The organism is Pseudomonas sp. P179 (genome assembly GCF_000478485.2).
Lineage (GTDB): Bacteria > Pseudomonadota > Gammaproteobacteria > Pseudomonadales > Pseudomonadaceae > Pseudomonas > Pseudomonas aeruginosa.
Map to the genome: position 1 here is coordinate 5,384,886 of NZ_KI517354.1, position 25,884 is coordinate 5,410,769.

At 69.3% G+C, this 25,884-nt stretch carries 24 protein-coding genes and 1 riboswitch; of the genes, 17 read left to right on the forward strand and 7 right to left on the reverse strand.

The window, feature by feature from the left end; translation table 11 throughout:
• The first annotated feature begins 53 nt into the window (after positions 1–53).
• The 12 genes from HMPREF1224_RS37115 to HMPREF1224_RS37170 all read left to right on the forward strand — a co-directional run bounded on the left by HMPREF1224_RS37115 (position 54) and on the right by HMPREF1224_RS37170 (position 13,242).
• Complete coding sequence (locus HMPREF1224_RS37115) at positions 54–2,093, forward strand: FUSC family protein (protein ID WP_014603144.1); 2,040 nt, start codon at positions 54–56, stop codon at positions 2,091–2,093.
• 47 nt (positions 2,094–2,140) lie between these two features.
• A riboswitch (cobalamin riboswitch) is annotated at positions 2,141–2,349 on the forward strand.
• A gap of 95 nt (positions 2,350–2,444) precedes the next feature.
• Positions 2,445–4,295 carry a TonB-dependent vitamin B12 receptor gene (gene btuB / locus HMPREF1224_RS37120; protein ID WP_004348772.1) on the forward strand — a complete coding sequence of 617 codons (1,851 nt, stop codon included), beginning with the start codon at positions 2,445–2,447 and terminating at the stop codon, positions 4,293–4,295.
• 63 nt (positions 4,296–4,358) lie between these two features.
• Positions 4,359–4,970: a cob(I)yrinic acid a,c-diamide adenosyltransferase gene (gene cobO / locus HMPREF1224_RS37125; protein ID WP_003086769.1), complete on the forward strand. Its 612-nt coding sequence runs from the start codon at positions 4,359–4,361 to the stop codon at positions 4,968–4,970.
• A 31-nt stretch (positions 4,971–5,001) separates the two neighbouring features.
• Positions 5,002–6,309: a cobyrinic acid a,c-diamide synthase CobB gene (locus HMPREF1224_RS37130; protein ID WP_003159855.1), complete on the forward strand. Its 1,308-nt coding sequence runs from the start codon at positions 5,002–5,004 to the stop codon at positions 6,307–6,309.
• 1 nt (position 6,310) lies between these two features.
• A complete protein-coding gene (bluB, locus tag HMPREF1224_RS37135; RefSeq protein ID WP_003082592.1) occupies positions 6,311–6,967 on the forward strand; it encodes a 5,6-dimethylbenzimidazole synthase in 657 nt (218 codons plus the stop codon).
• Positions 6,964–7,902: an adenosylcobinamide-phosphate synthase CbiB gene (gene cbiB / locus HMPREF1224_RS37140; protein WP_003159856.1), complete on the forward strand. Its 939-nt coding sequence runs from the start codon at positions 6,964–6,966 to the stop codon at positions 7,900–7,902. Before bluB ends, cbiB begins: the two co-directional genes overlap by 4 nt.
• Positions 7,895–8,890, forward strand: a complete 996-nt coding sequence (gene cobD / locus HMPREF1224_RS37145) for a threonine-phosphate decarboxylase CobD (protein ID WP_003133501.1) — start codon at positions 7,895–7,897, stop codon at positions 8,888–8,890. The genes cbiB and cobD overlap by 8 nt, the downstream gene beginning before the upstream one ends.
• The gene (locus tag HMPREF1224_RS37150; RefSeq protein ID WP_003112353.1) at positions 8,883–10,355 is read left to right on the forward strand and encodes a cobyric acid synthase; all 1,473 of its coding nucleotides are present in this window, start codon (positions 8,883–8,885) and stop codon (positions 10,353–10,355) included. Before cobD ends, HMPREF1224_RS37150 begins: the two co-directional genes overlap by 8 nt.
• Positions 10,348–10,869, forward strand: coding sequence for a bifunctional adenosylcobinamide kinase/adenosylcobinamide-phosphate guanylyltransferase (cobU, locus tag HMPREF1224_RS37155; protein WP_003123096.1), 522 nt, complete (start codon positions 10,348–10,350; stop codon positions 10,867–10,869). The genes HMPREF1224_RS37150 and cobU overlap by 8 nt, the downstream gene beginning before the upstream one ends.
• Positions 10,866–11,921 (forward strand): nicotinate-nucleotide--dimethylbenzimidazole phosphoribosyltransferase, encoded by a 1,056-nt coding sequence (gene cobT, locus HMPREF1224_RS37160; RefSeq protein WP_010793951.1) that lies wholly within the window; start codon positions 10,866–10,868, stop codon positions 11,919–11,921. The genes cobU and cobT overlap by 4 nt, the downstream gene beginning before the upstream one ends.
• Positions 11,918–12,502, forward strand: coding sequence for an alpha-ribazole phosphatase family protein (gene cobC, locus HMPREF1224_RS37165; RefSeq protein WP_003120508.1), 585 nt, complete (start codon positions 11,918–11,920; stop codon positions 12,500–12,502). Before cobT ends, cobC begins: the two co-directional genes overlap by 4 nt.
• Positions 12,503–12,504: 2 nt before the next feature.
• Entirely contained in the window at positions 12,505–13,242 is a 738-nt protein-coding gene (locus HMPREF1224_RS37170; RefSeq protein ID WP_010793952.1) for an adenosylcobinamide-GDP ribazoletransferase, read from the forward strand.
• On the opposite strand, the gene HMPREF1224_RS37175 is transcribed toward HMPREF1224_RS37170, so the two are convergent.
• On the reverse strand, positions 13,205–14,710 hold the full coding sequence (locus HMPREF1224_RS37175) for an MFS transporter (protein ID WP_010793953.1): 1,506 nt from the start codon (positions 14,708–14,710) through the stop codon (positions 13,205–13,207). The genes HMPREF1224_RS37170 and HMPREF1224_RS37175 overlap by 38 nt on opposite strands.
• 118 nt (positions 14,711–14,828) lie before the next feature.
• Here HMPREF1224_RS37175 and HMPREF1224_RS37180 point away from each other — a divergent pair, with 118 nt between their 5' ends.
• Entirely contained in the window at positions 14,829–15,389 is a 561-nt protein-coding gene (locus HMPREF1224_RS37180) for a TetR/AcrR family transcriptional regulator (protein ID WP_003109279.1), read from the forward strand.
• A 30-nt stretch (positions 15,390–15,419) separates the two neighbouring features.
• On the opposite strand, the gene HMPREF1224_RS37185 is transcribed toward HMPREF1224_RS37180, so the two are convergent.
• Entirely contained in the window at positions 15,420–17,240 is a 1,821-nt protein-coding gene (locus HMPREF1224_RS37185) for an acyl-CoA dehydrogenase C-terminal domain-containing protein (protein ID WP_003109278.1), read from the reverse strand.
• A gap of 131 nt (positions 17,241–17,371) precedes the next feature.
• On the opposite strand from HMPREF1224_RS37185, the gene HMPREF1224_RS37190 reads away from it, so the two are divergent.
• From HMPREF1224_RS37190 to HMPREF1224_RS37200, 3 genes are all read left to right on the forward strand, one after another.
• Positions 17,372–17,821 carry a MarR family winged helix-turn-helix transcriptional regulator gene (locus HMPREF1224_RS37190; protein ID WP_010895547.1) on the forward strand — a complete coding sequence of 150 codons (450 nt, stop codon included), beginning with the start codon at positions 17,372–17,374 and terminating at the stop codon, positions 17,819–17,821.
• 73 nt (positions 17,822–17,894) lie between these two features.
• Positions 17,895–19,094 (forward strand): MFS transporter, encoded by a 1,200-nt coding sequence (locus HMPREF1224_RS37195; protein WP_003449467.1) that lies wholly within the window; start codon positions 17,895–17,897, stop codon positions 19,092–19,094.
• A gap of 164 nt (positions 19,095–19,258) precedes the next feature.
• Complete coding sequence (locus HMPREF1224_RS37200) at positions 19,259–19,813, forward strand: glutathione peroxidase (RefSeq protein ID WP_003082631.1); 555 nt, start codon at positions 19,259–19,261, stop codon at positions 19,811–19,813.
• Positions 19,814–19,871: 58 nt separating this feature from the next.
• On the opposite strand, the gene HMPREF1224_RS37205 is transcribed toward HMPREF1224_RS37200, so the two are convergent.
• The 3 genes from HMPREF1224_RS37205 to HMPREF1224_RS37215 all read right to left on the reverse strand — a co-directional run bounded on the left by HMPREF1224_RS37205 (position 19,872) and on the right by HMPREF1224_RS37215 (position 22,646).
• Positions 19,872–21,146 (reverse strand): outer membrane protein transport protein, encoded by a 1,275-nt coding sequence (locus tag HMPREF1224_RS37205; protein ID WP_003082638.1) that lies wholly within the window; start codon positions 21,144–21,146, stop codon positions 19,872–19,874.
• Between the two features lie 205 nt (positions 21,147–21,351).
• Positions 21,352–21,831 carry a hypothetical protein gene (locus HMPREF1224_RS37210; RefSeq protein ID WP_003082640.1) on the reverse strand — a complete coding sequence of 160 codons (480 nt, stop codon included), beginning with the start codon at positions 21,829–21,831 and terminating at the stop codon, positions 21,352–21,354.
• A gap of 221 nt (positions 21,832–22,052) precedes the next feature.
• Positions 22,053–22,646 carry a TetR family transcriptional regulator gene (locus HMPREF1224_RS37215; RefSeq protein WP_003082643.1) on the reverse strand — a complete coding sequence of 198 codons (594 nt, stop codon included), beginning with the start codon at positions 22,644–22,646 and terminating at the stop codon, positions 22,053–22,055.
• A gap of 111 nt (positions 22,647–22,757) precedes the next feature.
• Here HMPREF1224_RS37215 and HMPREF1224_RS37220 point away from each other — a divergent pair, with 111 nt between their 5' ends.
• Positions 22,758–23,597, forward strand: a complete 840-nt coding sequence (locus tag HMPREF1224_RS37220) for an alpha/beta hydrolase family protein (RefSeq protein ID WP_003116035.1) — start codon at positions 22,758–22,760, stop codon at positions 23,595–23,597.
• Between the two features lie 21 nt (positions 23,598–23,618).
• Here the strand turns inward: HMPREF1224_RS37220 and HMPREF1224_RS37225 are convergent, their stop codons facing one another.
• Positions 23,619–24,473, reverse strand: a complete 855-nt coding sequence (locus tag HMPREF1224_RS37225) for a sulfurtransferase (protein WP_010793954.1) — start codon at positions 24,471–24,473, stop codon at positions 23,619–23,621.
• A gap of 300 nt (positions 24,474–24,773) precedes the next feature.
• Positions 24,774–25,835 (reverse strand): SMP-30/gluconolactonase/LRE family protein, encoded by a 1,062-nt coding sequence (locus HMPREF1224_RS37230; protein ID WP_003082649.1) that lies wholly within the window; start codon positions 25,833–25,835, stop codon positions 24,774–24,776.
• Between the last annotated feature and the right edge of the window lie 49 nt (positions 25,836–25,884).

A 25,884-nucleotide genomic window follows, 5' to 3' on the forward strand; every position in this document is an offset into this window, starting at 1 on the left:
AGAAAATTAGCTTGCTAATAATTCGCTCGCTCATGTATTTCGGGGCGTCCGCGATGGCCAAGCCTTCCTTCTTTTCCTCCGACCTGGTGCAGGTGCTGCTGTGCCCGCGTCTGCACGAACTGCAGTTCGCCGTGAAGGCCCTGCTGGCCGGCGGGTTGGCCCTGTACCTGGCCTTCGGCCTGGAGCTGGAGCAGCCGCAATGGGCATTGATGACGGTGTTCGTGGTCAGCCAGCCCTATAGCGGCATGGTCCTGGCCAAGGGCATGTTCCGCCTGATCGGCACCTGCGCCGGTGCGCTGGTGTCCATCGGCATGGTCGCACTCTATGGCCAGGCATCGCTGCCCTTCCTCCTGCTGATGGCCCTCTGGCTGGCGTTCTGCACCGCCGGCGCGTCGCTGCTGCACAATCATGCGTCCTACGGTTTCGTCCTGGCCGGCTACACCGCGGCCATCGTCGCCCTGCCGGCCAGCGCCGATCCGGCGACGGTGTTCGACCAGGCGGTGGCCCGCTGCTCGGAGATCGGCCTGGGCATCCTCTGCGCGGCGCTGGTGAATGTGCTGCTCTGGCCGCGGCGCCTGGAACGCCAGTTGGCGAACCAGGGCAAGGCGGCCTGGGAGGCCGGCTTGCAGGCGGCCGCGGCGGAGCTGCGCGGCGCCGACGAACGCGGCGAGCTGCTCGCGGCGCTGGGGCGGATCGCCGCGGCGGACGCCCAGCGCGACCACGCCTGGTTCGAGGGCGCGCTCGGCCGCGCCCGTTCCCAGGCCTTGCGCGTGCTAGGCCTCGACCTGCTCGGCCTGCTGCGCGCGGCGCGCAAGGTGGCTCGCGAGCGGAGGCTGCTCGATCCGGCCAGCGCGCACGCCTTGCAGCCCTGGCTGGAAGAACTCGAGGCACTGTTGCGCGAGGGCCGCCAGGCCGAGTTCGAGGCCTGCCGGCAGCGCTTGCGCCTGGCGCTGGACGCGGCGCATGGACAGTTGCACCTGTGCCTGGTCTGCCTCGAACGCCTGCTCGGCGAGGCGAGGGCGGCCGGGCGCAGCGTCGAGGCGCTGGTCTATGGCGCGCCCACCCGCCAGGCGCCGGGCGCCATCGCCTGGCACCGGGACATCGAGCGCGGCGTGCTGTTCGGCCTGCGCAGCGCCCTGGCGTTCCTCTGCGTGGCCGCGTTCTGGCTGGCCAGCGCCTGGCCGAGCGGGTTGGGCGCGGTGTCGATCACCGGGGTGGTGCTGAGTCTCTTCGCCAGCCGCGACAACCCGGCCCAGGCCGGCCTGAACTTCCTTCGCGGGATCCTCCTGTCGATCCCGCTGGCCGGCTTCGTCGCACTGTTCTACCTGCCCGGCGTGGACGGCTTCCCGCTGCTCTGCCTGGGCCTGGGCGTACCGCTGTTCTTCGCCGCGCTGTGCGTGAACCGGGCGAGCCTGGCCGGGATCGCCTCGCCGTTCTGCATCTTCTTCGTGAAGAACGTCGCGCCGAGCAACAGCATGAGCTACGACCTCGCGCACTTCCTCAACAACGCCCTGTCGACGGTGCTCGGGGTGGCCTTCGCCGTGCTGGTGTTCAACCTGGTCAGCCTGCGACCGGGCGAACGCCATTACCGGCGCATGCTGCAGGCCACCCTCGGCGACCTGGCGCGGCTCACCCTGCGCTCGCCGGCGCAGGCCGAGGCCTGGTTCGGCGGGCGCACCGCGGATCGCCTGATCCGCCTGGCGCAGCGCTACGACCGTTTGCCGGAGGGGCGCCGCCAGCCCTGGTCGGACGGCCTGATGGGACTCGACTTCGGCGACGAGCTGCTCTACCTGCGGCAGTGCCTGGAGGAGGTCCCGGCGTCCCTGGCGCAGGCCCGCGACCGTTACCTGCGGCGCCTGCGCCTGGCGCTGCTGGGCGATGGCCCGCGGGCCGAGCGTGAACACGCCCTCGACCCGCCGACCGCGCGCCTGCTCAAGGCCCTGGCCGCCAGCCCGCTGGCCGGCAGCGAACGCGGCGAGCTGGCCGGCGCCGCGCTGGTGCAGTTGCAGGCCACCTGGCGGCAGTGGTGCCGCAGCCATGCTCCGGCCGGGACGGCGCTGCGCACGGACCCGCTCCCCGGAGCCGGGCGCTAGTTCTGCGGTGGCCGCCCACATTGACCGCGCAAGCCCCGAACCACTAAGCTGCGCGCCTTGCGACAGGTGCCCCGCAAGGGGTGAAACAGGGAAGCTGGTGCGTTCCGTCGGAACCAGGCCAGCGCTGCCCCCGCAACGGTAGGCGAATCAGACAGCCGCTCGATGACCACTGTGCTCCGGCATGGGAAGGCGCGGCTGGAAGCGTCCAGCGCTTCGCTCGCGAGCCCGGAGACCGGCCTGACGCACCCACGGCATCGCGGAGGGCGCTGTCGGACGCCTCCTGCCGTCGCTTCGTCCTCCGTCTGCCTCAACCCAGGTCGCGCGGGTGAGAGCGACGGAGCAGCGCAGAGCATGAACAGAGTTTTCCTGACCCCGGCAGCCGTGGCGCTGTGCGGCGCGTCTTCCCTGAGCCTGGCCGAACCGGTCAGCCTTGCCGACCAGGTGGTGACCGCCACCCGTACCGCCCAGACCGCTTCCCAGAGCCTGGCGGCAGTGAGCGTCATCGACCGCGAGGATATCGAGCGCAGCCAGGCGCGCAGCGTGCCGGAGCTGTTGCGCCAGGTACCCGGCGTGTCGCTGGCGAACAACGGCGGTTTCGGCAAGAACACCACGCTGTTCCTGCGCGGCACCGAGTCCGACCATGTACTGGTGCTGATCGACGGCATCAAGGTCGGCTCGGCCAGCGCCGGCCTCACCGCGTTCCAGGATTTGCCGGTGGAGCTGATCGAGCGCATCGAGGTGGTCCGCGGGCCGCGTTCCAGCCTGTACGGCTCGGAGGCCATCGGCGGGGTGATCCAGATCTTCACCCGGCGCGGCGACGGCCAGGGCGCCAAGCCGTTCTTCTCCGCCGGCTACGGCACCCATCAGACCCTGGAGGGTAGCGCCGGGGTCAGCGGCGGCGCTGGCAACGGCTGGTACAGCCTAGGGGTGAGCAGCTTCGATACGGCAGGCATCAATACCAAGCGCGCCGGTACTGCGGGCTATGAGCCGGACCGCGACGGCTACCGCAACCTGTCCGGTAACCTGCGCGGCGGCTATCGCTTCGACAATGGCCTGGAACTCGACGGCACGCTGCTCAGGGCCAAGTCGCACAACGACTATGACCAGGTTTTCGGCAACTCCGGTTTCAATGCCAACGCCGACGGCGAGCAGAACCTGGTCGGCGGCCGTGCCCGCTTCACTCCGTTCGATCCCTGGCTGGTGACCCTCCAGGCCGGGCGCAGCGAGGACAAGGCCGATGCCTATCAGGATGGCCGTTTCTACTCGCGCTTCGATACCCGTCGCGACAGCCTGTCCTGGCAGAACGACCTGACCCTGGCCGAAGGCCATGTACTGACCCTCGGCTACGACTGGCAGAAGGACGAGATCAGCAGCAGCGAAGCCTTCAGCGTCGACTCGCGGCTGAACAAAGGCTGGTTCGCCCAGTACCTCGGCCAGTACGGTCGCCAGGATTGGCAACTGAGCCTGCGCCGTGACGACAACCAGCAGTTCGGCGTGCACGACACCGGCAGCGCCGCCTGGGGCTACGCGCTGAGCGACGCGCTGCGCTTCACCGTCAGCTACGGCACGGCGTTCAAGGCGCCGACCTTCAACGAACTCTACTACCCCGACTACGGCAATCCCGACCTGGACGCCGAGACTTCGCGCAGCCTGGAAGTCGGGCTGAGCGGTACGCATGGCTGGGGGCACTGGGCGGTAAATGCCTTCCGTACCAACGTCGACGACCTGATCGGCAACGATCCGCGTCCGGCGCCGGGGCGCCCCTGGGGGCAGCCGAACAACATCGACGAAGCGCGCATCCGTGGCGTCGAACTGGTCCTCGGCAGCCAGTGGCTGGGCTGGGACTGGAACGCCAACGCAACCTTCCTCGACCCGCAAAACCGTTCCGGCGGCGTCAACGACGGCAACGAGCTGCCGCGCCGGGCGCGGCGGATGTTCAACCTGGAACTGGACCGGCGCTTCGAGCGTCTTTCGCTGGGCGCCAGCGTGCACGCCGAAGGCCGACGCTATGATGACCCGGCCAACAAGGTGCGCCTGGGCGGCTACGCCACCCTCGACCTGCGCAGCGAGTACCGGCTGAACGACGAATGGCGTCTGCAGGGCCGGATCGCCAACCTGTTCGGTGCCGACTACGAAACCGCGTATGGCTACAACCAGCCTGGCCAGGCGGTCTACCTCAGCGTGCGCTACCAGGCTCTGTGAGGCCGGGTATTTCGAATGAACGAGGCGACGGCGCGGCCGCGTCGCCGCAAGGAGTGATCGACGATGAACGAATCCCCCGAGAAGGACCAGCGCCACCGCGAGCGGATGGAGCGCAAGAAGGCCGTGGTCGACGAGAAGATCGCCCAGGCCCGCGACGAACGCGGCGTGCTCCTGGTGCATAGCGGCAACGGCAAGGGCAAGAGCAGCTCGGCCTTCGGCATGGTCGCGCGGGCCCTGGGCCATGGCATGAAGGTCGGTGTCGTGCAGTTCATCAAGGGCGCCGCCAGCACCGGCGAGGAAGCCTTCTTCCGGCGCTTCCCCGAGGAAGTCAGCTATCACGTGATGGGCGAGGGCTTCACCTGGGAGACCCAGGACCGCCAGCGCGACATCGCCAAGGCCGAGGCGGCCTGGAAGGTCGCCGCGCAATTGCTGGCCGACCCGGACGTTGGCCTGGTGGTGCTGGACGAACTGAACATCGCCCTCAAGCACGGCTACCTGGAACTGGACAGGGTCCTCGCCGACATCCAGGCGCGCCCGGCCATGCAGCATGTGGTGGTGACCGGTCGCGGCGCGCAGCCGGGGATGATCGAGGCCGCCGACACGGTGACCGAGATGAGCCTGGTCAAGCACGCGTTCAAGGCCGGGATCAAGGCGCAGAAAGGAGTGGAGTTCTGATGCCCGCGCCATGCGCGGAGACGCTTCGCCCATGACCCAGGCACGCTGTCCGGCCCTGCTGATCGCCGCCCCGGCCTCCGGCCAGGGCAAGACCACCGTCACCGCCGCTCTGGCCCGCCTGCATGCGCGCCAGGGGCGACGGGTGCGGGTGTTCAAGTGCGGACCGGACTTCCTCGACCCGATGATTCTCGCTCGCGCCTCCGGCGCGCCGGTCTACCAGCTCGACCTGTGGATGGTCGGCGAGGCCGAAGCGCGACGCCTGCTGGCGCGGGCCGCCGGCGAGGCCGACCTGATCCTCATCGAAGGGGTGATGGGCCTGTTCGATGGCAACCCCTCGGCGGCAGACCTGGCGCGGCGTTTCGGCGTGCCGGTGCTGGGGGTGATCAACGGCGCGGCGATGGCCCAGACCTTCGGCGCGCTGGCCTACGGACTGGCGCATTTCCAGCCGGACCTGCCGTTTTCCGGAGTGCTCGGCAACCGCGTCGGCAGCCAGCGCCACAGCGACATCCTGCGCGATTGCCTGCCGCCCGGCATGCGCTGGTTCGGCGGTCTGCCGCGCTCGGCCGAATTCGAATTGCCGAGCCGCCACCTGGGCCTGGTCCAGGCCGAGGAACTGGCCGATCTCGATGTGCGCCTGGACGCCGCCGCCGACGCCTTGCGGGCCAGCGCCGAGACCGACCTGCCGGAGCCGGTGACCTTCGAGGTGCCCGCTCCGGCGCCGCTGCAACGCAGCCTGGAAGGCGTGCGCATCGGCGTGGCCCGCGACGCCTCGTTCGCCTTCCTCTACCAGGCCAATCTCGACCTGCTGCGCGAACTCGGCGCCGAACTGGTGTTCTTCTCGCCGCTGCAGGACCAGGCGCTGCCCGCCGTGGACAGCCTGTACCTGCCGGGCGGCTATCCCGAACTGCACCTGGGGCGCCTGCAGGGCAATCGCGCCATGGCCGAGGCGATCCGAGCCCACCATGCCGCCGGCAAGCCGCTGCTGGCCGAGTGCGGCGGCATGCTCTACCTGCTCGACTGCCTGGAAGACGCCGACGGCGAGCGCGGCGAACTGCTCGGCCTGCTGCCGGGCCGGGCGCGCCTGCAGAAGCGCCTGACCGCCCTGGCCTTGCAGGAGGTCGAGCTGCCGGAAGGGCGGCTGCGCGGGCATACCTTCCATCACTCGACCCTCGACTGCGCCGTCGAGCCTCTGGCCCGTGGCGTCTGCCCGAACGGCCGGAACACGGCGGAGGCGGTGTTCCGTCTTGGCCGGCTGACGGCTTCCTATATCCATTTCTACCTGCCTTCCAACCCGCAGGCCGCCGCCGCGTTGCTGGCGCCCGCGCGAGACGCCGACTGACATGTCCGATTCTTCTCACGCCTTCAGCGCCACGGAACGCGCCGCCGTCTACCGGGCCATCGCCGAGCGCCGCGACATGCGCCACTTCAGCGGCGGCAGCGTGGCGCCGGAGCTGCTCGCGCGGCTGCTGGAGGCCGCGCACCAGGCGCCCAGCGTCGGCCTGATGCAACCCTGGCGCTTCATCCGTATCACCGAGCCGGCGTTGCGCCGGGCCATCCACGGGCTGGTCGAGGAGGAACGCGGACGTACCGCCGAAGCCCTCGGCGAGCGCTCCGACGAGTTCATGCGGCTCAAGGTCGAGGGCGTGCTGGATTGCGCCGAACTGCTGGTCGCCGCCCTGATGGACGACCGCGAACGCCATGTGTTCGGTCGCCGGACCCTGCCGCAGATGGACCTGGCGTCGCTCGCCTGCGCGATCCAGAACCTCTGGCTGGCCAGTCGCGCCGAGGGCCTGGGGATGGGCTGGGTATCGTTGTTCGATCCGGCCGCGCTGGGCGAGTTGCTCGGCCTGCCGCCCGGCAGCGAGGCGGTGGCGGTGCTCTGCCTGGGCCCGGTGGCGGAGTTCTACCCGGCGCCGATGCTGGCGCTGGAGGGTTGGAGCGAACCGCGTCCGCTGGCCGAGCTGGTCTACCAGAACCGTTGGGGCGAGCGAGCATGAGCGCACTGCTGGGTATCCTCGGCGTGGCGCTGGATGCGCGCTTCGGCGAGCCGCAGGGCTGGCACCCGCTGGTCGCCTTCGGCCGCCTGGCCGATCGCCTGGAGCGCCGTTTCAACCGCTCGCGCCTGGCCGGCGAGGGTGATCCCGGGGTCGGCTGGCGCAGCCACGGGGTGACCGCCTGGGTCCTCGCGGTACTGCCGCTGACCCTGCTGGCCTGGGCGCTCGCTGAACTTCCCTACCTCGGCTGGCTGGTCCAGGCCCTGGCGCTGTACGCCGCGCTCGGCCTGCGCAGCCTCGGCGAGCACGCCGAACCGGTGGCGCTGGCCTTGCGCGCCGGCGACCTGGACGAGGCGCGGCGACGTGTCGGCTACCTGGTCAGCCGCGATACCCGCGAACTGGACCAGGCCGGGGTCGCCCGCGCGGCCACCGAATCGGTACTGGAGAACGGCAGCGACGCGGTCTACGCCGCCCTGTTCTGGTTCGCCGTGGCCGGCGCGCCGGGGGTGGTGCTGTATCGCCTGAGCAATACCCTGGACGCGATGTGGGGCTACCGCAACGCGCGCTTCGAGCGCTTCGGCTGGGCCGCGGCGAAGATCGACGACATCCTCAACTACCTGCCGGCGCGGCTGGTGGCGCTGACCTACGCGCTGCTCGGCGACACCCGCCAGGCCCTGCGCTGCTGGCGCGAGCAGGCGCCGCAATGGGACAGCCCCAACGCCGGCCCGGTGATGGCCGCCGGCGCCGGTGCGCTGGGGGTTTCCCTGGGCGGCGCGGCGATCTACCACGGCGAGCTGCACCAGCGGCCGCTCCTCGGCAGCGGCCCGCAGCCGCAGGGCCGCGACATCTATCGGGCCCTGGCGCTGGTGCGCCAGGGCGTGCTGCTCTGGCTGCTGGTGCTGGCCGGACTCTGGGCCATGGGGTGGCTGCATGCTTGAACACGGAGGGCGGTTGCGCGAGGCGGCGCGCCGCTACGACATTCCGCTGGCGGACTGGCTGGACCTGTCCACCGGCATCGCGCCCTGGCCGTTTCCGCTGCCGGCGATCCCCGAGCAGGCCTGGACCCGCCTGCCGGAGAGCGACGACGGCCTGGAAGCCGCCGCCTGCCTCTACTACGGCGCCGAACGGGTATTGCCGCTGGCCGGCAGCCAGGCGGCGATCCAGGCCCTGCCAAGGTTGCGGCGGGGCGGGCGGGTCGGCGTCCTGTCGCCGTGCTACGCCGAGCACGCCCACGCCTGGCGCCAGGCCGGGCACCTGGTGCGGGAGATCGGCGAGGCCGAGGTCGAGCCCTATCTCGACAGCCTCGACGTGCTGCTGGTGGTCAACCCGAACAACCCCACCGGGCGGGTCTTCGAGCCCGCCGAGCTGCTGGCCTGGCATGCCCGCCTGCAACGTCGCGGCGGCTGGCTGCTGGTCGACGAGGCGTTCATGGACTGCACCCCGCAGTCGAGCCTGGCGGCCTGCAGCAACCGGCCCGGATTGATCGTGCTGCGCTCGTTCGGCAAGTTCTTCGGCCTGGCCGGCGCGCGGCTCGGCTTCGCCCTCGGCGAACGGCCGCTGTTGCAGGCGCTGGCCGAGCAGCTCGGCCCGTGGACGGTCAATGGCCCGGTGCGCCATGTGGCCCAGAGTGCCTTGCGCGACCGCCAGCAACAGCGCCAGCAGCGCGAGCGCCTGCTGGCCGCCAGCCAGCGCCTGGAGGAACTGCTGCGCCGCCACGGCTGGCCGCCGGCGGGCGGCAGCGCGCTGTTCCAGCGCCTGGTCGATCCACGCTGCGCGGCGTTGCACGACTACCTGGCGCGGCGCGGCATCCTCACCCGCCAATTCGAGCAGCCGGCCAGCCTGCGCCTCGGCCTGCCCGCCGACGAGGCCGCCTGGGCCCGGCTCGATGCCGCGCTGCTCGGCTTCAAGGAGCCTGCTCATGAGTGATCGCGGGCGGACCCTGATGGTCCAGGGCACCACCTCGGACGCCGGCAAGAGCACCCTGGTGACCGCGCTGTGCCGCTGGCTGGCCCGGCGCGGCGTCGCGGTGGTGCCGTTCAAGCCGCAGAACATGGCGCTGAACAGCGCGGTCACCGCCGACGGCGGCGAGATCGGCCGCGCCCAGGCGGTCCAGGCCCAGGCCTGCCGGCTGGCGCCGCACACCGACATGAACCCGGTGCTGCTCAAGCCGAACACCGACATCGGCGCCCAGGTGATCATCCATGGCCGCGCGGTGACCAGCATGGACGCCGCCGCCTACCACGACTACAAGCGCGTGGCGATGGAAGCGGTGCTGGCTTCCCATGGGCGGCTCGCCGCCGCCTACCGGGTGGTGATGGTGGAGGGCGCCGGCTCGCCGGCGGAGATCAACCTGCGCGCCAACGACATCGCCAACATGGGCTTCGCCGAAGCGGTGGATTGCCCGGTGATCCTGGTCGCCGATATCGACCGCGGCGGGGTCTTCGCCCACCTGGTCGGCACCCTGGAACTGCTCTCCGACTCGGAGCGGGAGCGGGTCAAGGGCTTCGTCATCAATCGCTTCCGCGGCGACATCGCCCTGCTGCAACCCGGCCTCGACTGGCTGGAGGCGCGCACCGGCAAGCCGGTGCTCGGCGTGCTGCCCTATGTCAGCGACCTGCACCTGGAGGCGGAGGACGCCATCGACACGCGCCAGGCGGCCAAGGTCGGGCCGCGCCTGAAGGTGGTGGTGCCGGTGCTGCCGAGGATCAGCAACCACACCGATTTCGATCCGCTGCGCCTGCACCCCCAGGTCGAGTTGAGCTTCGTCGGCCCCGGCCAGGCGCTGCCGTCGGCGGACCTGATCGTCCTGCCCGGCTCGAAGAGCGTGCGCGCCGACCTCGCGGCGCTGCGCGAGCGTGGCTGGGACGAGGCGATCCTCCGTCACCTGCGCTACGGCGGTCGCCTGCTGGGGATCTGCGGCGGCCTGCAGATGCTCGGCGAGCGCCTGCACGATCCGCTCGGCCTGGAAGGCGCGGCCGGCAGCAGCGCTGGCCTCGGCCTGCTGGCGTTGGAAACGACCCTTGAGGCGGACAAGCAATTGCGCAACGTACAGGGCCGCCTGAGCCTGGAGGATGCGCCGCTGTCGGGCTACGAGATCCATGCCGGGGTCACCCGTGGCGAGGCCCTGGCGCGGCCGGCGGTGGTGCTCGACGATGGCCGCGCGGATGGTGCCCGCAGCGTCGACGGGAACGTCATGGGCACCTACCTGCACGGCCTGTTCGAATCCACCGCGGCCTGTTCGGCGCTGCTGCGCTGGGCCGGCCTGCGCGAGGTCCAGGCGGTGGACTACCAGGCCTTGCGCGAACGCGACATCGAGCGGCTCGCCGACCTGGTCGAGCGCCACCTGGATACCGGGCGATTGCTCGCCCTCTGCGGAGAACCCCATGCGTGACCTGATCCTTGGCGGCGCCCGTTCCGGCAAGAGCCGCCTGGCCGAGCGCCTGGCCGCCGAGAGCGGGCTGGCGGTGAGCTACATCGCCACCGCCCAGGCCGGCGACGGCGAAATGGGCCGGCGCATCGCCGAGCACCGCGCGCGCCGCCCGGCCCACTGGCGAACCCTGGAGGAGCCTCTGGCGCTGGCGGCGACGCTGCGCAGCGAGGCCGAGGCCGGACGCTGCCTGCTGGTCGACTGCCTGACCCTGTGGCTGACCAACCTGCTGCTCTGCGACGATCCCCAGCGTCTCGACGGCGAGCGCGAGGCGCTGCTGGAATGTCTCGGCGAGCTGCCGGGACGGATCATCCTGGTCAGCAACGAAACCGGGCTCGGCGTGGTGCCGCTGGGCGAACTCAGCCGGCGCTACGTCGACGAGGCCGGCTGGCTGCACCAGGCCATCGTCGAACGCTGCGAACGGGTGACCTTCACCGTCGCCGGCCTGCCCATGCCGTTGAAAGGAGAACCGCTATGAGTCTGCAATGGTGGCGCGACACCTGCCGCGAGGCGGACCCGCAGATGCGCCGGCGCGCGGCCGAACGCCAGGACCGGTTGACCAAGCCGCGCGGCTCGCTGGGCCGCCTGGAGCAAGTGGCGATCGACCTGGCGGCGTTGCAGGGGCGCGAACGACCGAGCCTGGAGAGGATCTGGGTGACGGTCTTCGCCGGCGACCACGGGGTAGTCGCCGAGGGCATCTCGGCCTATCCGCAGGCGGTCACCGGCGAGATGCTGCGCAACTTCGTCCGCGGCGGCGCGGCGATCAGCGTGCTGGCGCGCGAACTCGGCGCCGGCCTGGAGGTGGTCGACCTGGGCACCGCGTTCCCCCTGGAAGCCTTGCCCGGCGTGCGTCACCTGCGCCTGGCGGCGGGCACCGCGAACTTCGTCGAGGCCCCGGCGATGGGCGCCGAACAGTGCCTGCTGGCGCTTGAGGCCGGGCGCGAAAGCGTGCGCCGCGCCGAGCAGGCCGGCAGCCAGCTGTTCATCGGCGGCGAGATGGGCATCGGCAATACCACCGCGGCGGCGGCCATGGCCTGCGCGCTGCTGGATGCGCCGGCGAGCGCGCTGGTCGGGCCGGGAACCGGGCTGGACGCCAGCGGCGTGGCGCACAAGGCCGCGGTGATCGAGCGTGCCCTGGCCCTGCACGGCGCCCATCGCGCCGACCCCTTCGAAACCCTCCGCCGTCTCGGTGGCCTGGAGATCGCCGCGCTGGCCGGCGCCTACCTGGCCTGCGCGCAGAAAGGCATGGTCGCCCTGGTCGACGGCTACATCTGCAGCGTCGCGGCGCTCTGCGCGGTGCGCCTGAACCCGGCCTGCCGCGACTGGCTGCTGTTCGCCCACAGCGGTGCCGAGCCGGGCCATCGCCATGTGCTCGAAGCCCTGGCGGCGCAACCGCTGCTCGACCTCGGCCTGCGCCTGGGCGAGGGCAGCGGCGCGGCGCTGGCGGTGCCGCTGCTGCGCCAGGCCTGCGTGCTGCACGCGGGGATGGCGACCTTCGCCGAAGCGGCGGTCTCGGACCGCCCGGCATGAGCCTGCGCCTGGACCTCCTGCGGCATGGCGAAACCGAGTCCGGCGGCGGTTTCCGCGGCAGCCTCGACGACGCCTTGACCGCGCGTGGCTGGGCGCAGATGCGCACGGCGGTGGAAGGCGGACGCTGGGACCTGCTGGTCAGCTCGCCATTGCAACGTTGCCGCGCCTTCGCCGAGGAACTGGCGCAGCGCCAGGGGATCGAGCTGGAACTGGAAAACGATCTGCGCGAACTGCATTTCGGCGCTTGGGAGGGGCGCTCGGCGGCCGCCCTGATGGACGGCCACAGCGAGGCGCTCGGCCGCTTCTGGGCCGATCCCTACGCCTTTACCCCGCCGGGCGGCGAGCCGCTGTCCGAGTTCGAGGCGCGGGTGCTGGCCGCCCAGCGACGCCTGCGCCAGCGTCACGCCGGCCGTCGTGTGCTGCTGGTGACCCATGGCGGCGTCATACGCCTGTTGCTCGCTTGCGCCCGTGGCTTGCCGCGCGAGCGCTTGCTGCAGGTGGACGTCGGTCATGGCGCACTGTTCGGCCTGCGCGCCGGAGAGGGCGACGATCGCTGGCACGAATGCCGGGAAGGGGAATAGCCATGCGCGAAGCCTTGCGCTCACTGCTGGTCGCCTTGCAGTTCCTCACCCGCCTGCCGGTGCGCCTGTCGGCGATGCCGACGCCGGAACAGTTCGGCCGCGCGGTGCTCTGCTATCCACTGGTCGGGGTGCTGATCGGCGTCGTGCTGTACGCCGCGGCTCTGTCGCTCGATGGTACGCCGCCGCTGTTGCAGGCAGCCTTGCTGCTGAGCCTGTGGGTGGCGCTGAGCGGCGCGCTGCACCTGGACGGCCTGGCCGACATGGCGGACGCCTGGGTCGGCGGGCTGGGCGACCGCGAGCGGACCCTGGCGATCATGAAGGACCCGCGCAGCGGCCCGGTGGCGGTGGTGGTCCTGGTACTGGTCCTGTTGTTGAAGTTCTCCTCCCTGGCGGCGCTGCTCGGCCAGGGCGAGGCCGGGTTGTTGCCGCTGGCCCCGTGGCTGGCGCGCAGCAGCCTGCCGCTGCTGTTCCTGACCACGCCATACGCGCGCCCCGGCGGCCTCGGCCAGGCCATCGCCGAGCACCTGCCGGCGCGCAGCCTGCCGTGGGTGCTGGGGGTGAGTTTCGGCCTGGCCCTGGCGTTCGGCCTGGCCGGCCTGCTGGCGTTGCTGGTGACGCTGATGCTCTTCGCCTGGCTGCGCAGCCGTTTCCTCGCGCGCCTCGGCGGCACCACCGGGGACACCGCCGGCGCGCTGGTCGAACTTACCGAGTGTGCGGTGCTGGTGGCGCTGGCTCTGTAGCCGGACGCGGCTGGCGCAGGACCGCCATGGCGCTGAGGAAGAGCAGCGCGGCGGCGGCCAGCAGCACGGCGACGAAGGCCTGGTCGAAAGCCTGCCGGGCAAGCTCGACGAGCCGCGACGCGACCTCCGGCGCCAGGCCCTCGGCGACCAACAGGGCGTCGTCGAGGCTGTCGCGGACCCGCGCCGGCAGCTCGGCCGAGGGCAGCCTCAGCGACATCCCGTAGACGAAACTCATCAGGCTGCCGAGCAGGGTCACGCCGATCACCCCGCCCAGTTCGTAGGACACGTCCTCGATGGCGGCCGCCATTCCGGAACTCTGTTCGTCCACGTTGAGCATCACCGCGGTGGAGGCGGCGGTCATCGCGCCGCCGAAGCCGACGCCGAGCAGCACCAGGCTGGCCAGTTGCGCTCCGGTGGCGGCCTGGTAGGACAGGGCCAGGCCGAGCAATCCGGCGCTGCCGAGCAGCAGGGAGGCGCACATCACCCGGTTCTCGCCCCAGCGCGGCACCAGCCAACCGGCCAGCGGCCCGACCACCAGCGAGGCCAGCGGGATCGGCAGGACGAACAGGCCGGCCTTCAGCGGCGTCAGGCCCTGCACCAGTTGCAGGTGCTGGCTGAACACCAGTTCCATGCCGACCAGCGCCATGGTCGCCACCAGGGCCACCGCGACGCCGCGGGCGAAGCGCCGGTTGCGGAACAGCGCGAAGTCGATCATCGGCTCGCGGGCGCGGCGCTGGCGGCGGACGAACAGGTACAGGCAGAGCATGCCGCCGAGCGCGGCCAGGACGGCCAGCCCGAAGTCCGGGGCGCGCGCGCTGAGTTCCTTGATCGCATAGACCACCCCGACCAGGCCGAACATCACCTGCAGCGAGCCGAGGGCGTCCCATGGTCGCCGTGACTGGCCGCCGCAGGCCGGGATGGCCGGCAGCGCCAGCAACAGGGCGATGGCCACCACCGGGACGTTGATGAGGAACACCGAGCCCCACCAGAAGAACTCCAGCAGCACGCCGCCGACCACCGGCCCCAGCGCCGCGCCGGCAGAGGCGACGGAGGCCCAGATGCCGATGGCCAGGGCGCGTTCGCGTTCGTCCTGGAAGACATGGCGGACGATCGACAGGGTCGCCGGCATCATCAGTGCCGCGCCCACCGCCAACCCGGCGCGGGCGGCGATCAGCGCCGCGGCGCTGGGGGCGAAGGCGGCGCACAGCGAGGCCAGGCCGAACAGCGGCAGGCCGGCGAGGAACAGCCGCTTGTGGCCAAGGCGGTCGCTGAGCAAGCCGGCGCCGGGCAACAGGCCGGCGACCACCAGCGGATAGGCGTTGACGATCCAGAGCTTCTCCGCGGCCGTCGCACCGAGGTCGTGGGTCAGGCGCGGCAGGGCCGTGTAGAGCACGGTCATGTCGATGATGATGAGGAACAGGGCGCTGGAGACGATGGCCAGGACCAGCCAGCGGTTCTGCCGGAACATGGGATAACCTCTGTGGCGAACGGTTCTTCGCTCGCCGTGGATAACGGGAATTGCGCGCCACGGGCGGACGCGTGAAAATATAAATACATACGTATGGATTTAAACTCAAGAGGTAGCCATGGGACGCCGACGAACGATCGACCGCGACCAGTTGCTCGATGCCGCCGAGGCGGTGATCGCCCGCGAGGGCGCGGCCGGCCTGACCATCGATGCGGTGGCGAAGGAAATGGGCATCACCAAGGGCGGCGTGCAGTACTGCTTCGGTACCAAGGACGCGCTGATCGACGCGATCTTCGAGCGCTGGGGCAAGGCCTACGACAGCCTGTTCGAAGCGGTGGCGGGGAAGCAGCCGACGCCGCTGACGCGGGTTCGCGCGCATGCCGAGGCGACCCAGCGTTCGGACGAGTTGTCCAGCAGCAAGGCGGCGGCGCTGATGGCGGCGCTGATCCAGACGCCCGAGCACCTGGAGGGCAGCAACCAGTGGTATCGCAGCCGGTTGGAAGGCCTGGACCTGTCCGCACCCGAGGGGCGCCGTGCGCGCCTGGCGTTCCTGGCGGTGGAGGGCGCCTTCATGTTGCGCTACTTCCGCCTGATGGACATTGGCCAGGACGAGTGGGACTCGATGCTCGACGACGTCCGTGCGTTGTTGCTGACGGCGGCTGGCGCCAGCGGAGACTGAGGCTCCGCTGGCGCGCTGCGGGTGGTCGCCTCAGTCGAAGGCGAAGTGCTCGCTCTTCAGGTCCATGATCGAACCGGTCGGCTTCGCCATCGCCGCCGCGTGGCCCTTGGCGCGCGGAAGCAGGCGGGCGAAGTAGAACTCGCTGGTGGCGATCTTGGCCTTGTAGAAGTCCGCCGACTCGCTGCCGCCCTGGCGCAGTCGCCGGCGCGCAGCGGCTTCCTGGAGGGCCCAGGAATAGGCCAGCGTGGCGTAGCCGGAGAACATCAGGTAGTCGTGGCTGGCGGTACTCACCAGATCGCGTTGCTTGCGCGCGGTGAGGGCAATGCGCAGGGTCAGCAGGTTCCATTGGGCGCAGAGCTTGAGCAGCACCAGGGCGCGGCCGCGCATGCGCGGCTCGTTCTTCAGCAGGTCGACGGCGAACCGGGCCACGCCCCTGGTGAAGTCGCGCACGGCCTTGCCCTGGGTCATCAGCAGGACCTTGCGGCCGAGCAGGTCGAGGGCCTGGATGCCGGTGGTTCCTTCGTAGAGGGTGGCGATCCGCGCGTCGCGGACGATCTGCTCCATGCCGTGTTCGCGGATATAGCCGTGGCCGCCGAACACCTGCATGCCGAGGTTGGCGCTTTCCAGGCCGAGTTCGGTCAGGCAGCCCTTGAGGATCGGCGTGAGGAAGCCGAGCTTGTCGTCCCAGCGTTCGTATTCGGCGTCGTCGTTGCTGAGGATGCCCTGGATCATCCGGTCGGCGTACTGGGTGGCCAGGTAGACCAGCGCCCGGCCGCCTTCGGCGATGGCTTTCTGGGTCAGCAGCATGCGCCGCACGTCACCGTGGTGCATCAGGCTGTCGGCGACCTGGTCGGGTTCCTTGGTCCCGGAGAGCGCGCGCATGGAGCGGCGTTCGCGGGCATAGGCGAGGGCGCCCTGGTAGGCCAGCTCGGCGGTGGCCACGCCCTGGATGGCGGTGCCGATGCGGGCGCTGTTCATGAAGGTGAACATGCATTCCAGGCCCTTGTTCGGCGGCCCGATGAGGAAGCCGGTGGCGCCGTCGAAGTTCATCACGCAGGTGGCCGAGGCCTTGATCCCCATCTTCTTCTCCAGCGCGCCGCAACTCACGCCGTTGCGCGGGCCGAGCGCGCCGCCTTCGCCGGGAAGGAACTTGGGCACGATGAACAGGGAAATGCCGCGGGTGCCCTTCGGTGCGTCCGGCAGGCGGGCGAGGACGATGTGGACGATGTTCTCGGTGAGGTCGTGTTCGCCGGAAGAGATGAATATCTTCGTCCCGCTGATGGCGTAGCTACCGTCGGGGTTGGCCTCGGCGCGGGTCTTCACCTGGCCGAGATCGGTGCCGCACTGCGGCTCGGTGAGGCACATGGTGCCGCCCCAGCGGCCCTCGGTGAGCGGAACCAGGTAGGTCTGCTTCTGTTCCTCGGTGCCGTGCTGCATCAGGGTGTTCATCGCGCCGAGGGAGAGGCCGGGATACATGGAGAACGGCCAGTTGGCGGTGCCCATCATCTCCTGCTTGAGCGCGCCGAGGCTCATCGGCAGGCCCTGGCCGCCGTACTCCACCGGGTGCGAGAGGCCCTGCCAGCCGCCGGCGACGTAGGCCTCGTAGGCCTCCTTGTAGCCCTTCGGCGTCCGCACTTCGCCGTTCTCCAGGTGGCAGCCTTCCTCGTCGCCGCTGTGGTAGAGCGGGGCGATCACTTCCTCGCAGAGCTTCGCGCATTCGCCGAGGATCGCATCGACCATGTCCGGCGTGGCTTCGGCGCCGTTGACCAGGTTGCGGTAATGCTCGGGGAAATCGAAGACTTCGTTGAGCAGGAAGCGCGTGTCGCGCAGCGGGGCTTTGTAAACGGGCATGGCTACCTCGGCGATGGATGGACGGGCGCCGGGTGCTCCCGGTCGCCGCTGACAGCGCGAGTTATAGGCCAGCGCCCGGTGTCCGGCCTTGGCAGGGGCAACAGACGGCGTTGGCAGTTCGGACAATCCGCTTGACCGACGAGAGGTACGGGTATATACACGCATCCATGCTACCGACCCAATGCCTCTGTACCAAACTGCGTCGCGCCGCCCGCAGCGTTTCCCGCTTCTACGACGAGGCGCTGGCCGATACCGGCCTCAAGGTGGCGCAGTTTTCCCTGCTGCGGCATTTGCGGCGCCTGGACCGGCCGAGCATTTCCGAACTCGCCGAAGCCATGGGACTCGACCGCAGCACCCTCGGTCGCAACCTGCGGGTGCTGGAAGGCGACGGCCTGCTGCGCCTGACCGGTGGCGAGGACCAGCGCAACCGCCTGGTCGAGCTGACACCTGCCGGGCTGGATGCCCTGGAGCGCGGAACGCCGGCCTGGGAAGACGCGCAGCGGCGTCTCGCCGGGCGCCTTGGCGAGGAGCGCAGCGGCGCCTTGGCGGCGTTGCTGGCGGAACTGGAGCGACTGGACTGACAACCGACGAAGCCTCTCGCCGAGGCGCTTCGTTCACGATAAAGCGGGTATATACCCGTAGATGGAGCGACCCATGCCGCGTGCCGCCTTCTGGATCCTGCTGTCCGGAGCCCTGATCCTCGCCCTGTCCCTCGGCGTGCGACATGGCTTCGGCCTGTTCCTCGCGCCGATGAGCGCCGACTTCGGCTGGGGCCGCGAAGTCTTCGCCTTCGCCATCGCCTTGCAGAACCTGGTCTGGGGCCTGGCCCAGCCGTTCACCGGGGCGCTCGCCGACCGCTACGGCGCGGCGCGGGCGGTGCTGGTGGGGGGCCTGCTGTACGCCCTCGGCCTGGTCCTGATGGGACTCTCGCAGTCGGCCACCGGGCTGTCGCTGAGCGCCGGCCTGCTGATCGGCCTGGGCCTTTCCGGCACCTCGTTCTCGGTGATCCTCGGCGCCGTCGGCCGCGCAGTGCCGGCGGAGCAGCGCAGCATGGCGATGGGTATCTCCAGCGCGGCCGGCTCCTTCGGCCAGTTCGCCATGCTGCCCGGTACCCTCGGCCTGATCGGCTGGCTGGGCTGGTCCTCGGCCCTGCTCGCCCTGGGCCTGCTGGTGGCGCTGATCGTGCCGCTGGCCGGGCTGATGAAGGATCGCCCGTTGCCGCCGCAGGGCCACGAACAGAGCCTCGGCGAAGCGCTGCGCGAGGCCTGCGCGCATTCCGGGTTCTGGCTGCTGGCGCTGGGCTTCTTCGTCTGCGGCTTCCAGGTGGTGTTCATCGGCGTACACCTGCCGGCCTACCTGGTCGACCAGCACCTGCCGGCGCAGGTCGGCACCACGGTGCTGGCGCTGGTCGGGCTGTTCAACGTGTTCGGCACCTACATCGCCGGCTGGCTCGGCGGGCGCTGGTCGAAGCCGCGCCTGCTGACCGCGCTGTACCTGGTGCGCGGGGTAGTGATCGTGCTGTTTCTCTGGCTGCCGCTGAGCGTCTACAGCGCCTACGCCTTCGGCGTGGCCATGGGGCTGCTGTGGCTGTCCACGGTGCCCCTGACCAACGGCACCGTGGCGACCCTGTTCGGCGTGCGCAACCTGTCGATGCTCGGCGGCATCGTGTTCCTCTTCCACCAGTTGGGCGCCTTCCTCGGCGGCTGGCTGGGCGGGGTGGTCTACGACCGCACCGGCAGCTACGACCTGGTCTGGCAGTTGTCGATCCTGCTAAGCCTGCTCGCGGCGCTGCTCAACTGGCCGGTGCGCGAGCGTCCGGTGGCGCGCCTGCAGGTGGCCGGAGGCGCGGCGTGAAGCTGGCCTGGCTGCTCGCCGCCGGGGCGCTGCTGGGACTCGCCTGGTGGGGCTGGCAGCGTGGCGGACTGGCGCTGCTGGAACTGGGCATGGGCGCATGCTGATAGGTGGCGATAGGCGCGGGGAAGGGTAAGCTGGGACATTCGTCGCCAAGGAGCCATTCCATGAAACCTCGCGTGCTGTTGTCCGTCCTGGCGCTCGCCGGGCTGCCGCTGAGCGGCTGGGCCGCCGATTGCCCGGAACTGCTGCAGGGCCAGTTGACCAAGCTGCGTTCCAAGGAAAGCATCGATCTTTGCCAGCGTTACGCCGGCAAGCCGCTGGTGGTGGTCAACACTGCCAGCCACTGTGGCTTCACCCCGCAGTTCAAGGGGCTCGAGGCGCTCTACCAGCGTTACAAGGGGCAGGGCCTGGAAGTGCTCGGGGTACCTTCCGACGACTTCAAGCAGGAAGCCGCGGATACCGCCGAGACCGCGAAGATCTGCTATGGCAACTACGGCGTGACCTTCGCCATGACCCAGCCGCAGCACGTGCGCGGCGACGAGGCGATCCCGCTGTTCCGCCAGTTGGCCGAGCAGAGCGGCCAGGCGCCGCGCTGGAATTTCTACAAGTACGTGGTGGATCGCCAGGGCAGGGTGGTCGCGCAGTTCTCCAGCAAGACCACCCCGGACGATCCGCAGCTCCAGGCCGCCATCGAGAAGGCCATCGCCAGCCAGCCCTGAGGGTCGGCCAGGCATGAAAAAGCCGGGCAATGCCCGGCTTCTTCGTTGGCGCGTGCGATCAGAAGCGATAGGTGACCTGGGCGGTCAGGCCATGCGCGCTGTTGTCGTACTTGGCGCTGTAGGCCGGCTGCAGGGCGCTGCCTTCCTGGTTGACGCCGGCGGTGGTTTCCCACAGGTAGGCGTAGGCCACGTCGACGGTCAGGTCCTGGTTCGGCGACCAGCCGGCACCGACGGTGAAGACCTTGCGGTCGCCCACCGGGATGCGCACGTTGCGGTCCTCGTTGGAGGTCGGCGACGGCTCGTAGGCAAAGCCGGTGCGCAGCACCCACTCCGGGGTGGCCTGGTAGGAGGTACCTACCGAGAAGGACCAGGTGTCGCGCCAGTTCAGGTCTTCGCCGATGGTGTTGAAGCCCAGGGCCTGGCCGAGCGCCGGTACGCCGCTGTTGCGCACCTCGATCTTCTCCAGGCGGCTCCAGCGGGTCCAGACGGCGCCCAGGTAGCCCGTCCACTTGTCGTCGAACTTGTGGGTGATGGAGGTATCCACCGATTCCGGCAGGGTGATGTCCAGCTTGGCATCGTACTTGCCGTTCAGGCCCAGGGCACCCGGAGCGTTCTTCACTTCGGTGTTGCCGCCCAGGTGGTACTTGACCTTGGAGTGGTAGGTCAGGCCCCAGGTGGTGTCGTCGGTCAGGTCGACCATCACGCCGACGTTGTAGCCGATGGCGGTGTCGTCGCCCTTGATGTTGATCTTGGTATCGCCGTTGCTGCCGAGCAGGCCATTGGTGGCCAGGGTGTTCTTCAACTGGCCGTCGATGCGGTTGAAGGTCGGACCGAAGCCGACGGAAACCTTGTCGTTGATCTTCCAGGCGATGGTCGGCTGCACGGTGATCACCTGCACCTTGCTATAGGAGCCGTGGGAGCTGCCCATGAAGCCGTTTTCGTAATCGTTGATGATGCCGTAGGGCACGTAGATGCCCAGGCCGAAAGTGAAATCTTCGTTGATCGGCGTGGAGAAGTAGCCGAACGGTACGGCGGCCAGCGGTACCGAGTCGCCCTTGTTGCTGCCCTGGGCGGTGCTGTGGGCCTGGCTGATGTCGTCCTTGGCCTTGACGATGGCCAGACCGCCGCTGACTTCGGTGCGTTTCAGCTTGGACAGGCCGGCCGGGTTGCCGTAGATGGTGCTGGCATCGAGCGCGGACGAGGCGCGGCCGGCGTAGGCGGTGCCGGCGCCGCTGGCGCTCTGTTCGTTGATGGCGATGCCGTTGGCGAGGGTGTAGGTGGAGACAGCGCTAATGGTCAGTGCGAGAGAGGTTTTAAACCATATTGTTTTCATTGTTGGAGCAACTCCTGTGTATAACGGCGCGCAAACTACCAAGATTCCCAGACCGGCGCCAGTGTTCCGAAGTTCCGCAGGGTGCGGAACAGAGCGGTTGGCTCCGGTGCCAGTGAAGCGAAGGTAGCGCAACCGTTCGTGTCTGTATGTAAAAAATTTTCTGACCGGTTGGTCTGTTTCGGACGCGGGATTTTTCCATTCGCCGTCAGGCGACCTGGCTGAGGCTGCCGATGCAGCGTTGCCAGGCGTCGATGAACTCGTGCAGGCGACCGTGCGGCTGGAATACCTGGCGCCACACGCGAGCCTGGGCGAGGTGGTCGTGCTGGTCGGGCAGTGGCAGTCGCGCGGCTTCCACCAGCGACCAGGCGATGGCCGTGCTGTAGCGCAGGTTCACCGTCAGTTCCAGGTGCGGCGCGGCGAGGAAGGCATGCTGGCTGGCCAGGCCGCGGACCCGGCTGGCGCGCTCCGGGTCCAGCGCCAGGTACTGGTCCCAGAGCTGCTGGTGGCGTTCGCTGGCGATCCGGTACAGGCCGTGGCCACGGCGGTCGTCGAGGGCGCTCCCCAGCGCCGACTGGCAGGCCGCCGCGCCCAGCAGCAGCGCTTCGGCGGCGGGGCTGTGGCAGGACAGGTAGTCCAGGGTCGGGCGTATCACGTGCTGGCAAAGATCGTTGGCGGAAATACCCATGACGGCCTCGCGCAAGGTGGATCGGCGGGGCCGGGCAGTTTGGCAGCTTCTATTCCGATGGCCCCGCCGATAGCGGACTTAGCCGCTTGATTTGAAGTGTAGTGAAACAAGTCAGCTGTAAAGGACTGTTTTTAAATTGTTTCCAGCTTTAGAGAACAGCTGATATGCCCGCTGGAAATTAAACCGGCGCGTCCTTGCTTCGCTTGTGCTGGGCGGCATTCTCAGCCCCTGCGCAGGCTGTAGAGGAAGTCGCGGATGATGGCTTTCACTTCATTGGCCGCTTGCCGCTTGTTGCGTGCATCGCGAAGACTCATCGCGGCCTGGGTAAGGAAGCCGTAGAGCTGGCCGACCAGGGTTTCCCGGCGGTAGTCCTTGAGTTCGCCACTGGCCGCCAGTTCGTCCACCAGGCGCCCGACGTAGCGCAGCGTGTGGCGCGAGTCGATGCGTTTCCATCGCTCCCAGCCGACGACCGTGATCACCTCCTGCAGCGACAGTTGCCGCTTGCCGCGCGCCATCACGCTGTCGATGAAGGCCTCGGCCAGTGCGGCGGCCTCCGCCCACTTGTCGACATGCGCCGGCACCCTGTCCAGGTCCTCGGCGATCGTCCGTACCTGGCGTTCGTAGCATTCGGCGAGCAGTTCCTGCTTGCTGCCGAAGTGGTGGTAGAACGCGCCCTTGGTCACGCGCGCCTCGCGGGCGATGGCGTCGATGGAGACGCCGCCATAGCCATGTTCGATGAAGGCGGAGAGGGCGCTTTCCAGCAGCGCCTCACGGGTCGCCTCGGCATTTTCCTGCTGCCTGCTCTTGACATTCATACTGCTGCCTTCTTACATACCGTCGGTATGTTCATGCTAGCACGCCTGGCGATCCGTCGAGCATTGCGTCCGTCCCGGCTGCTCGAACCCGCACGGCAAAGGAGGGAGCGAATGAGTACCGCAGTGGAGATCGCCTGCCGTGACGGTGTGCGCCTGGCCGGCGACCACTTCCCGGCCGTCGGCGATGCGCAGGGGAGCATCGTGGTGGCCTGCGCGCTCGGCGTCAGGCGCGCCTTCTACCAGCGCTTCGCCGTCCTGGCCGCGGCTTCCGGCTATGAGGTGCTGTTGTTCAGCTACCGCGGCAGCGAAGGCGACGACCCTGCCGTGGCTAGCTATCGCCTGGCCGACTGGGGACGCGAGGACATCGATGCGGCGCTGGCCTGGTGCCGAGCGCGCGCGCCGGAGCTACCGCGCTATTTCGTCGGCCACAGCATCGGCGCGCAGTTGCTCGGTCTGGCTGGTCAGGCCAGCGGATTGAGCGGCGCCGCGTTCGTCGCCGGTTCGTTTCCGTACTGGAGGCGCTGGCGAGGCAGGCAACGCTGGCAGATGTTCGGCCTGTTCTGCGTGGCGGTGCCGCTACTGACCGGACTGCTCCGACGCTTTCCCAGTCGTTTCTTCGGCCTCGGCAGCCTGGATATGCCGAGTCATTTCATGCGCGACTGGGCGCGCTGGGTGCGGCAGCCGGACTACCTCCTGGCACCGCGCTTCGGATTGCAGCGGCAGGGTTACGAGGCGCTGGACATCCCCGTCGCCAGCTTCCTGTTCGAGGACGACGACTACGTGCCGTGGGCTGCGGCGGAAAAGCTTCACCAGGTCTATGCCGCGGCGCACCTGGAGTTGCGTCGCAAGGGACGGGCCGAGGGGGCGGTCGGGCATTTCGGGCTGTTCCGCAACGAGGCGTTGCAGAAGGAGTTGCTCGACTACTTCAGGAAGCTGCCCGACGCGGCGTAAGCCGCGTCCGAGCGTATGGCGTCAGTCGCCGGTGGCGACCGGGCGGCGCGGGTCGGTGATCCACTCGCTCCACGAGCCGGCGTAGAGGCGCGGAAGCGGGAAGCCGGCGAGGCTCAGGGCGAACAGGTTGTGGCAGGCGGTGACGCCGGAGCCGCAGTAGGCGACCAGCTCGTCCACCGGGCGACCGCGCAACAGGGCGGAGAACCGCAGGTGCAATTGTTCCGGCGGAAGGAAGCGGCCGTCGCTGCCAAGGTTGTCGGTGAAGGCGGCGCACTGGGCACCGGGAATGTGTCCGGCGACCGGATCTATGGGCTCGACTTCGCCACGGAAGCGCGGCTGCGCGCGAGCATCGAGCAGCGCCAGTCCGGGTTGGCCCAGTTGGGCCTGGAGGGTGGCGGCGTCGATCAACAGCGAGGCATCGGGCTGGCCCTGGAAATCGCCGGGTCGAAGACTGCTTTCGCCATTGGTCAGTGCCAGCCCCGCAGCCTTCCAGGCCGCCAGGCCACCATCGAGGAGGTAGACCCCATCGCGCTTGCCCAGCCAATGCAACAGCCACCAGGCGCGGGCGGCGAATGCGCCGGGGCCGTCGTCGTAGAGCACCACCTGGCTATCCTGGCGCAGGCCCCAGGCTTGTAGCTTGAGCGCTAGCTCGGCGGGATCCGGCAGCGGATGGCGACCGGTCACGCCCTTGCGCACGGGAGCGGAAAGATCCCGTTCGAGGTCGGCGAAATGCGCGCCGGGAATGTGGTTCTCCTGATAGACGCGGGCACCGTAGGACGGGTCTTCGAGGGCGAAACGGCAGTCGAGGACCAGCAGGTCGGGTTCGCTGAGGCGGGCGGCCAGTTGTTGCGCGGTCAGCAGTTGGGCGGACGACATCGCGGACTCCTTGGGTCGGGAAGCAAAGCCGGTGGCGAATGGGTGGATCATGCCCCTTGGACCGCGTCGCGTCATCCCGGCGTCGCGCGGCGAGGTGGAGAAATGGCGAAAGGAAAGGGCTGGCTCCAGGCGAGGAAGATTCCTACTCGGTCATCAGCCTCGCCCGGCAGCGGGGGATTTGTCCAGACATGCAGAATCGGCTCGTTCCGAGATACCCGCTCCTGTGTTCTATCCCTCGGGACGCTTGTCCGATTGGCTTGGCCCGACGCTTGCGCCGGGCTTTTTTTCGCCTCGGCCTTTTCAGGGGATCGCCAGGCGGCCGATCCGGTCGTTTTCCAGGCTGCCGAAGTAGAGCTGGTCGCCCACCGGCTTCGCCGAGGTGATCATGCGCAGGTGGTGGCCGCTGGTGTCGTGCAGGCTGCGGACGATCCTGCCCTGTTCGTCGATGGCGATGACCAGCCCGTAGGCGGTCGGCTTGGGCAGGAACATGCGCGGCAGCTTGGCCAGCTGCGCCTTCAGCCAGGGATGCCGGTGGAGGAAGTCGGCGTCGGCCTTGCGCGGGGTCGGCAGGGCCACCCAGAAGGTACCCTTGCGGTCGCCCTGGAGGTTGTCCGGCAAGCCCGGCAGGTTGTCGATGAACACCTCGTGCTGGCCAGCCTTCTCGCCTTTCAGCCAGTAGCGGGTGATGCGATAGCGGTAGGTCTCGTTGACCAGTACGAAGTCCTCGTTTGCCGAGAGTGCCACGCCATTGGCGAAGTACAGGTCCTTGAGCAGCACCTCGGTCTTGCCGGTGGACGGGTCGTAGCGCAGCAGGCGGCCGTGCGGTCGGGCCTCGAGCAGGTCGAGGATGTAGTCGGGCTGGTGGAACTTGCTGGAAGCGTCGCTGAAGTAGATGCGGCCGTCGCTGGCGATGTCGAGGTCGTCGGTGAAGGCGAAGGGGACACCGTCGGCCTCGGTGGCGAGGGTTTCCACCTTGCCCTGCGGATCGATGCGCAGCAGGCCTTTCCAGGCGTCGGCGAGGATCAGGTTGCCGGCGGCATCGAAGTCCATGCCCAGCGGGCGGCCGCCGGTGTCGACGAAGGTCTCGACCTTGCCGCTGGCGTCCAGGCGTACCACGCGGCCGTCGGCGAGACCGGCATAGACGCGGCCCTGGCTGTCCACGGCGGTGTCTTCGGGGCCGTGCAACTGGCCCTGGCCAAGCAGCTCGGCCTTCATCAGGGTGTCGTTGGGTTCGAGGACCCCGGTCATCTGCGGAGCGGCCGGAGCATCCCAGGCGAGCGGGTCGATCGGGCTGGTCTTCAGGGCCAGGTAAAGAGCCGCGCCAGCCAGCAGGAGGACGATTATTCCGCTGAGCTTCTTCATGCAGTTCCCTTGTTCGGATTGTCGGACAAAGGGCGGAGTATGGACATTC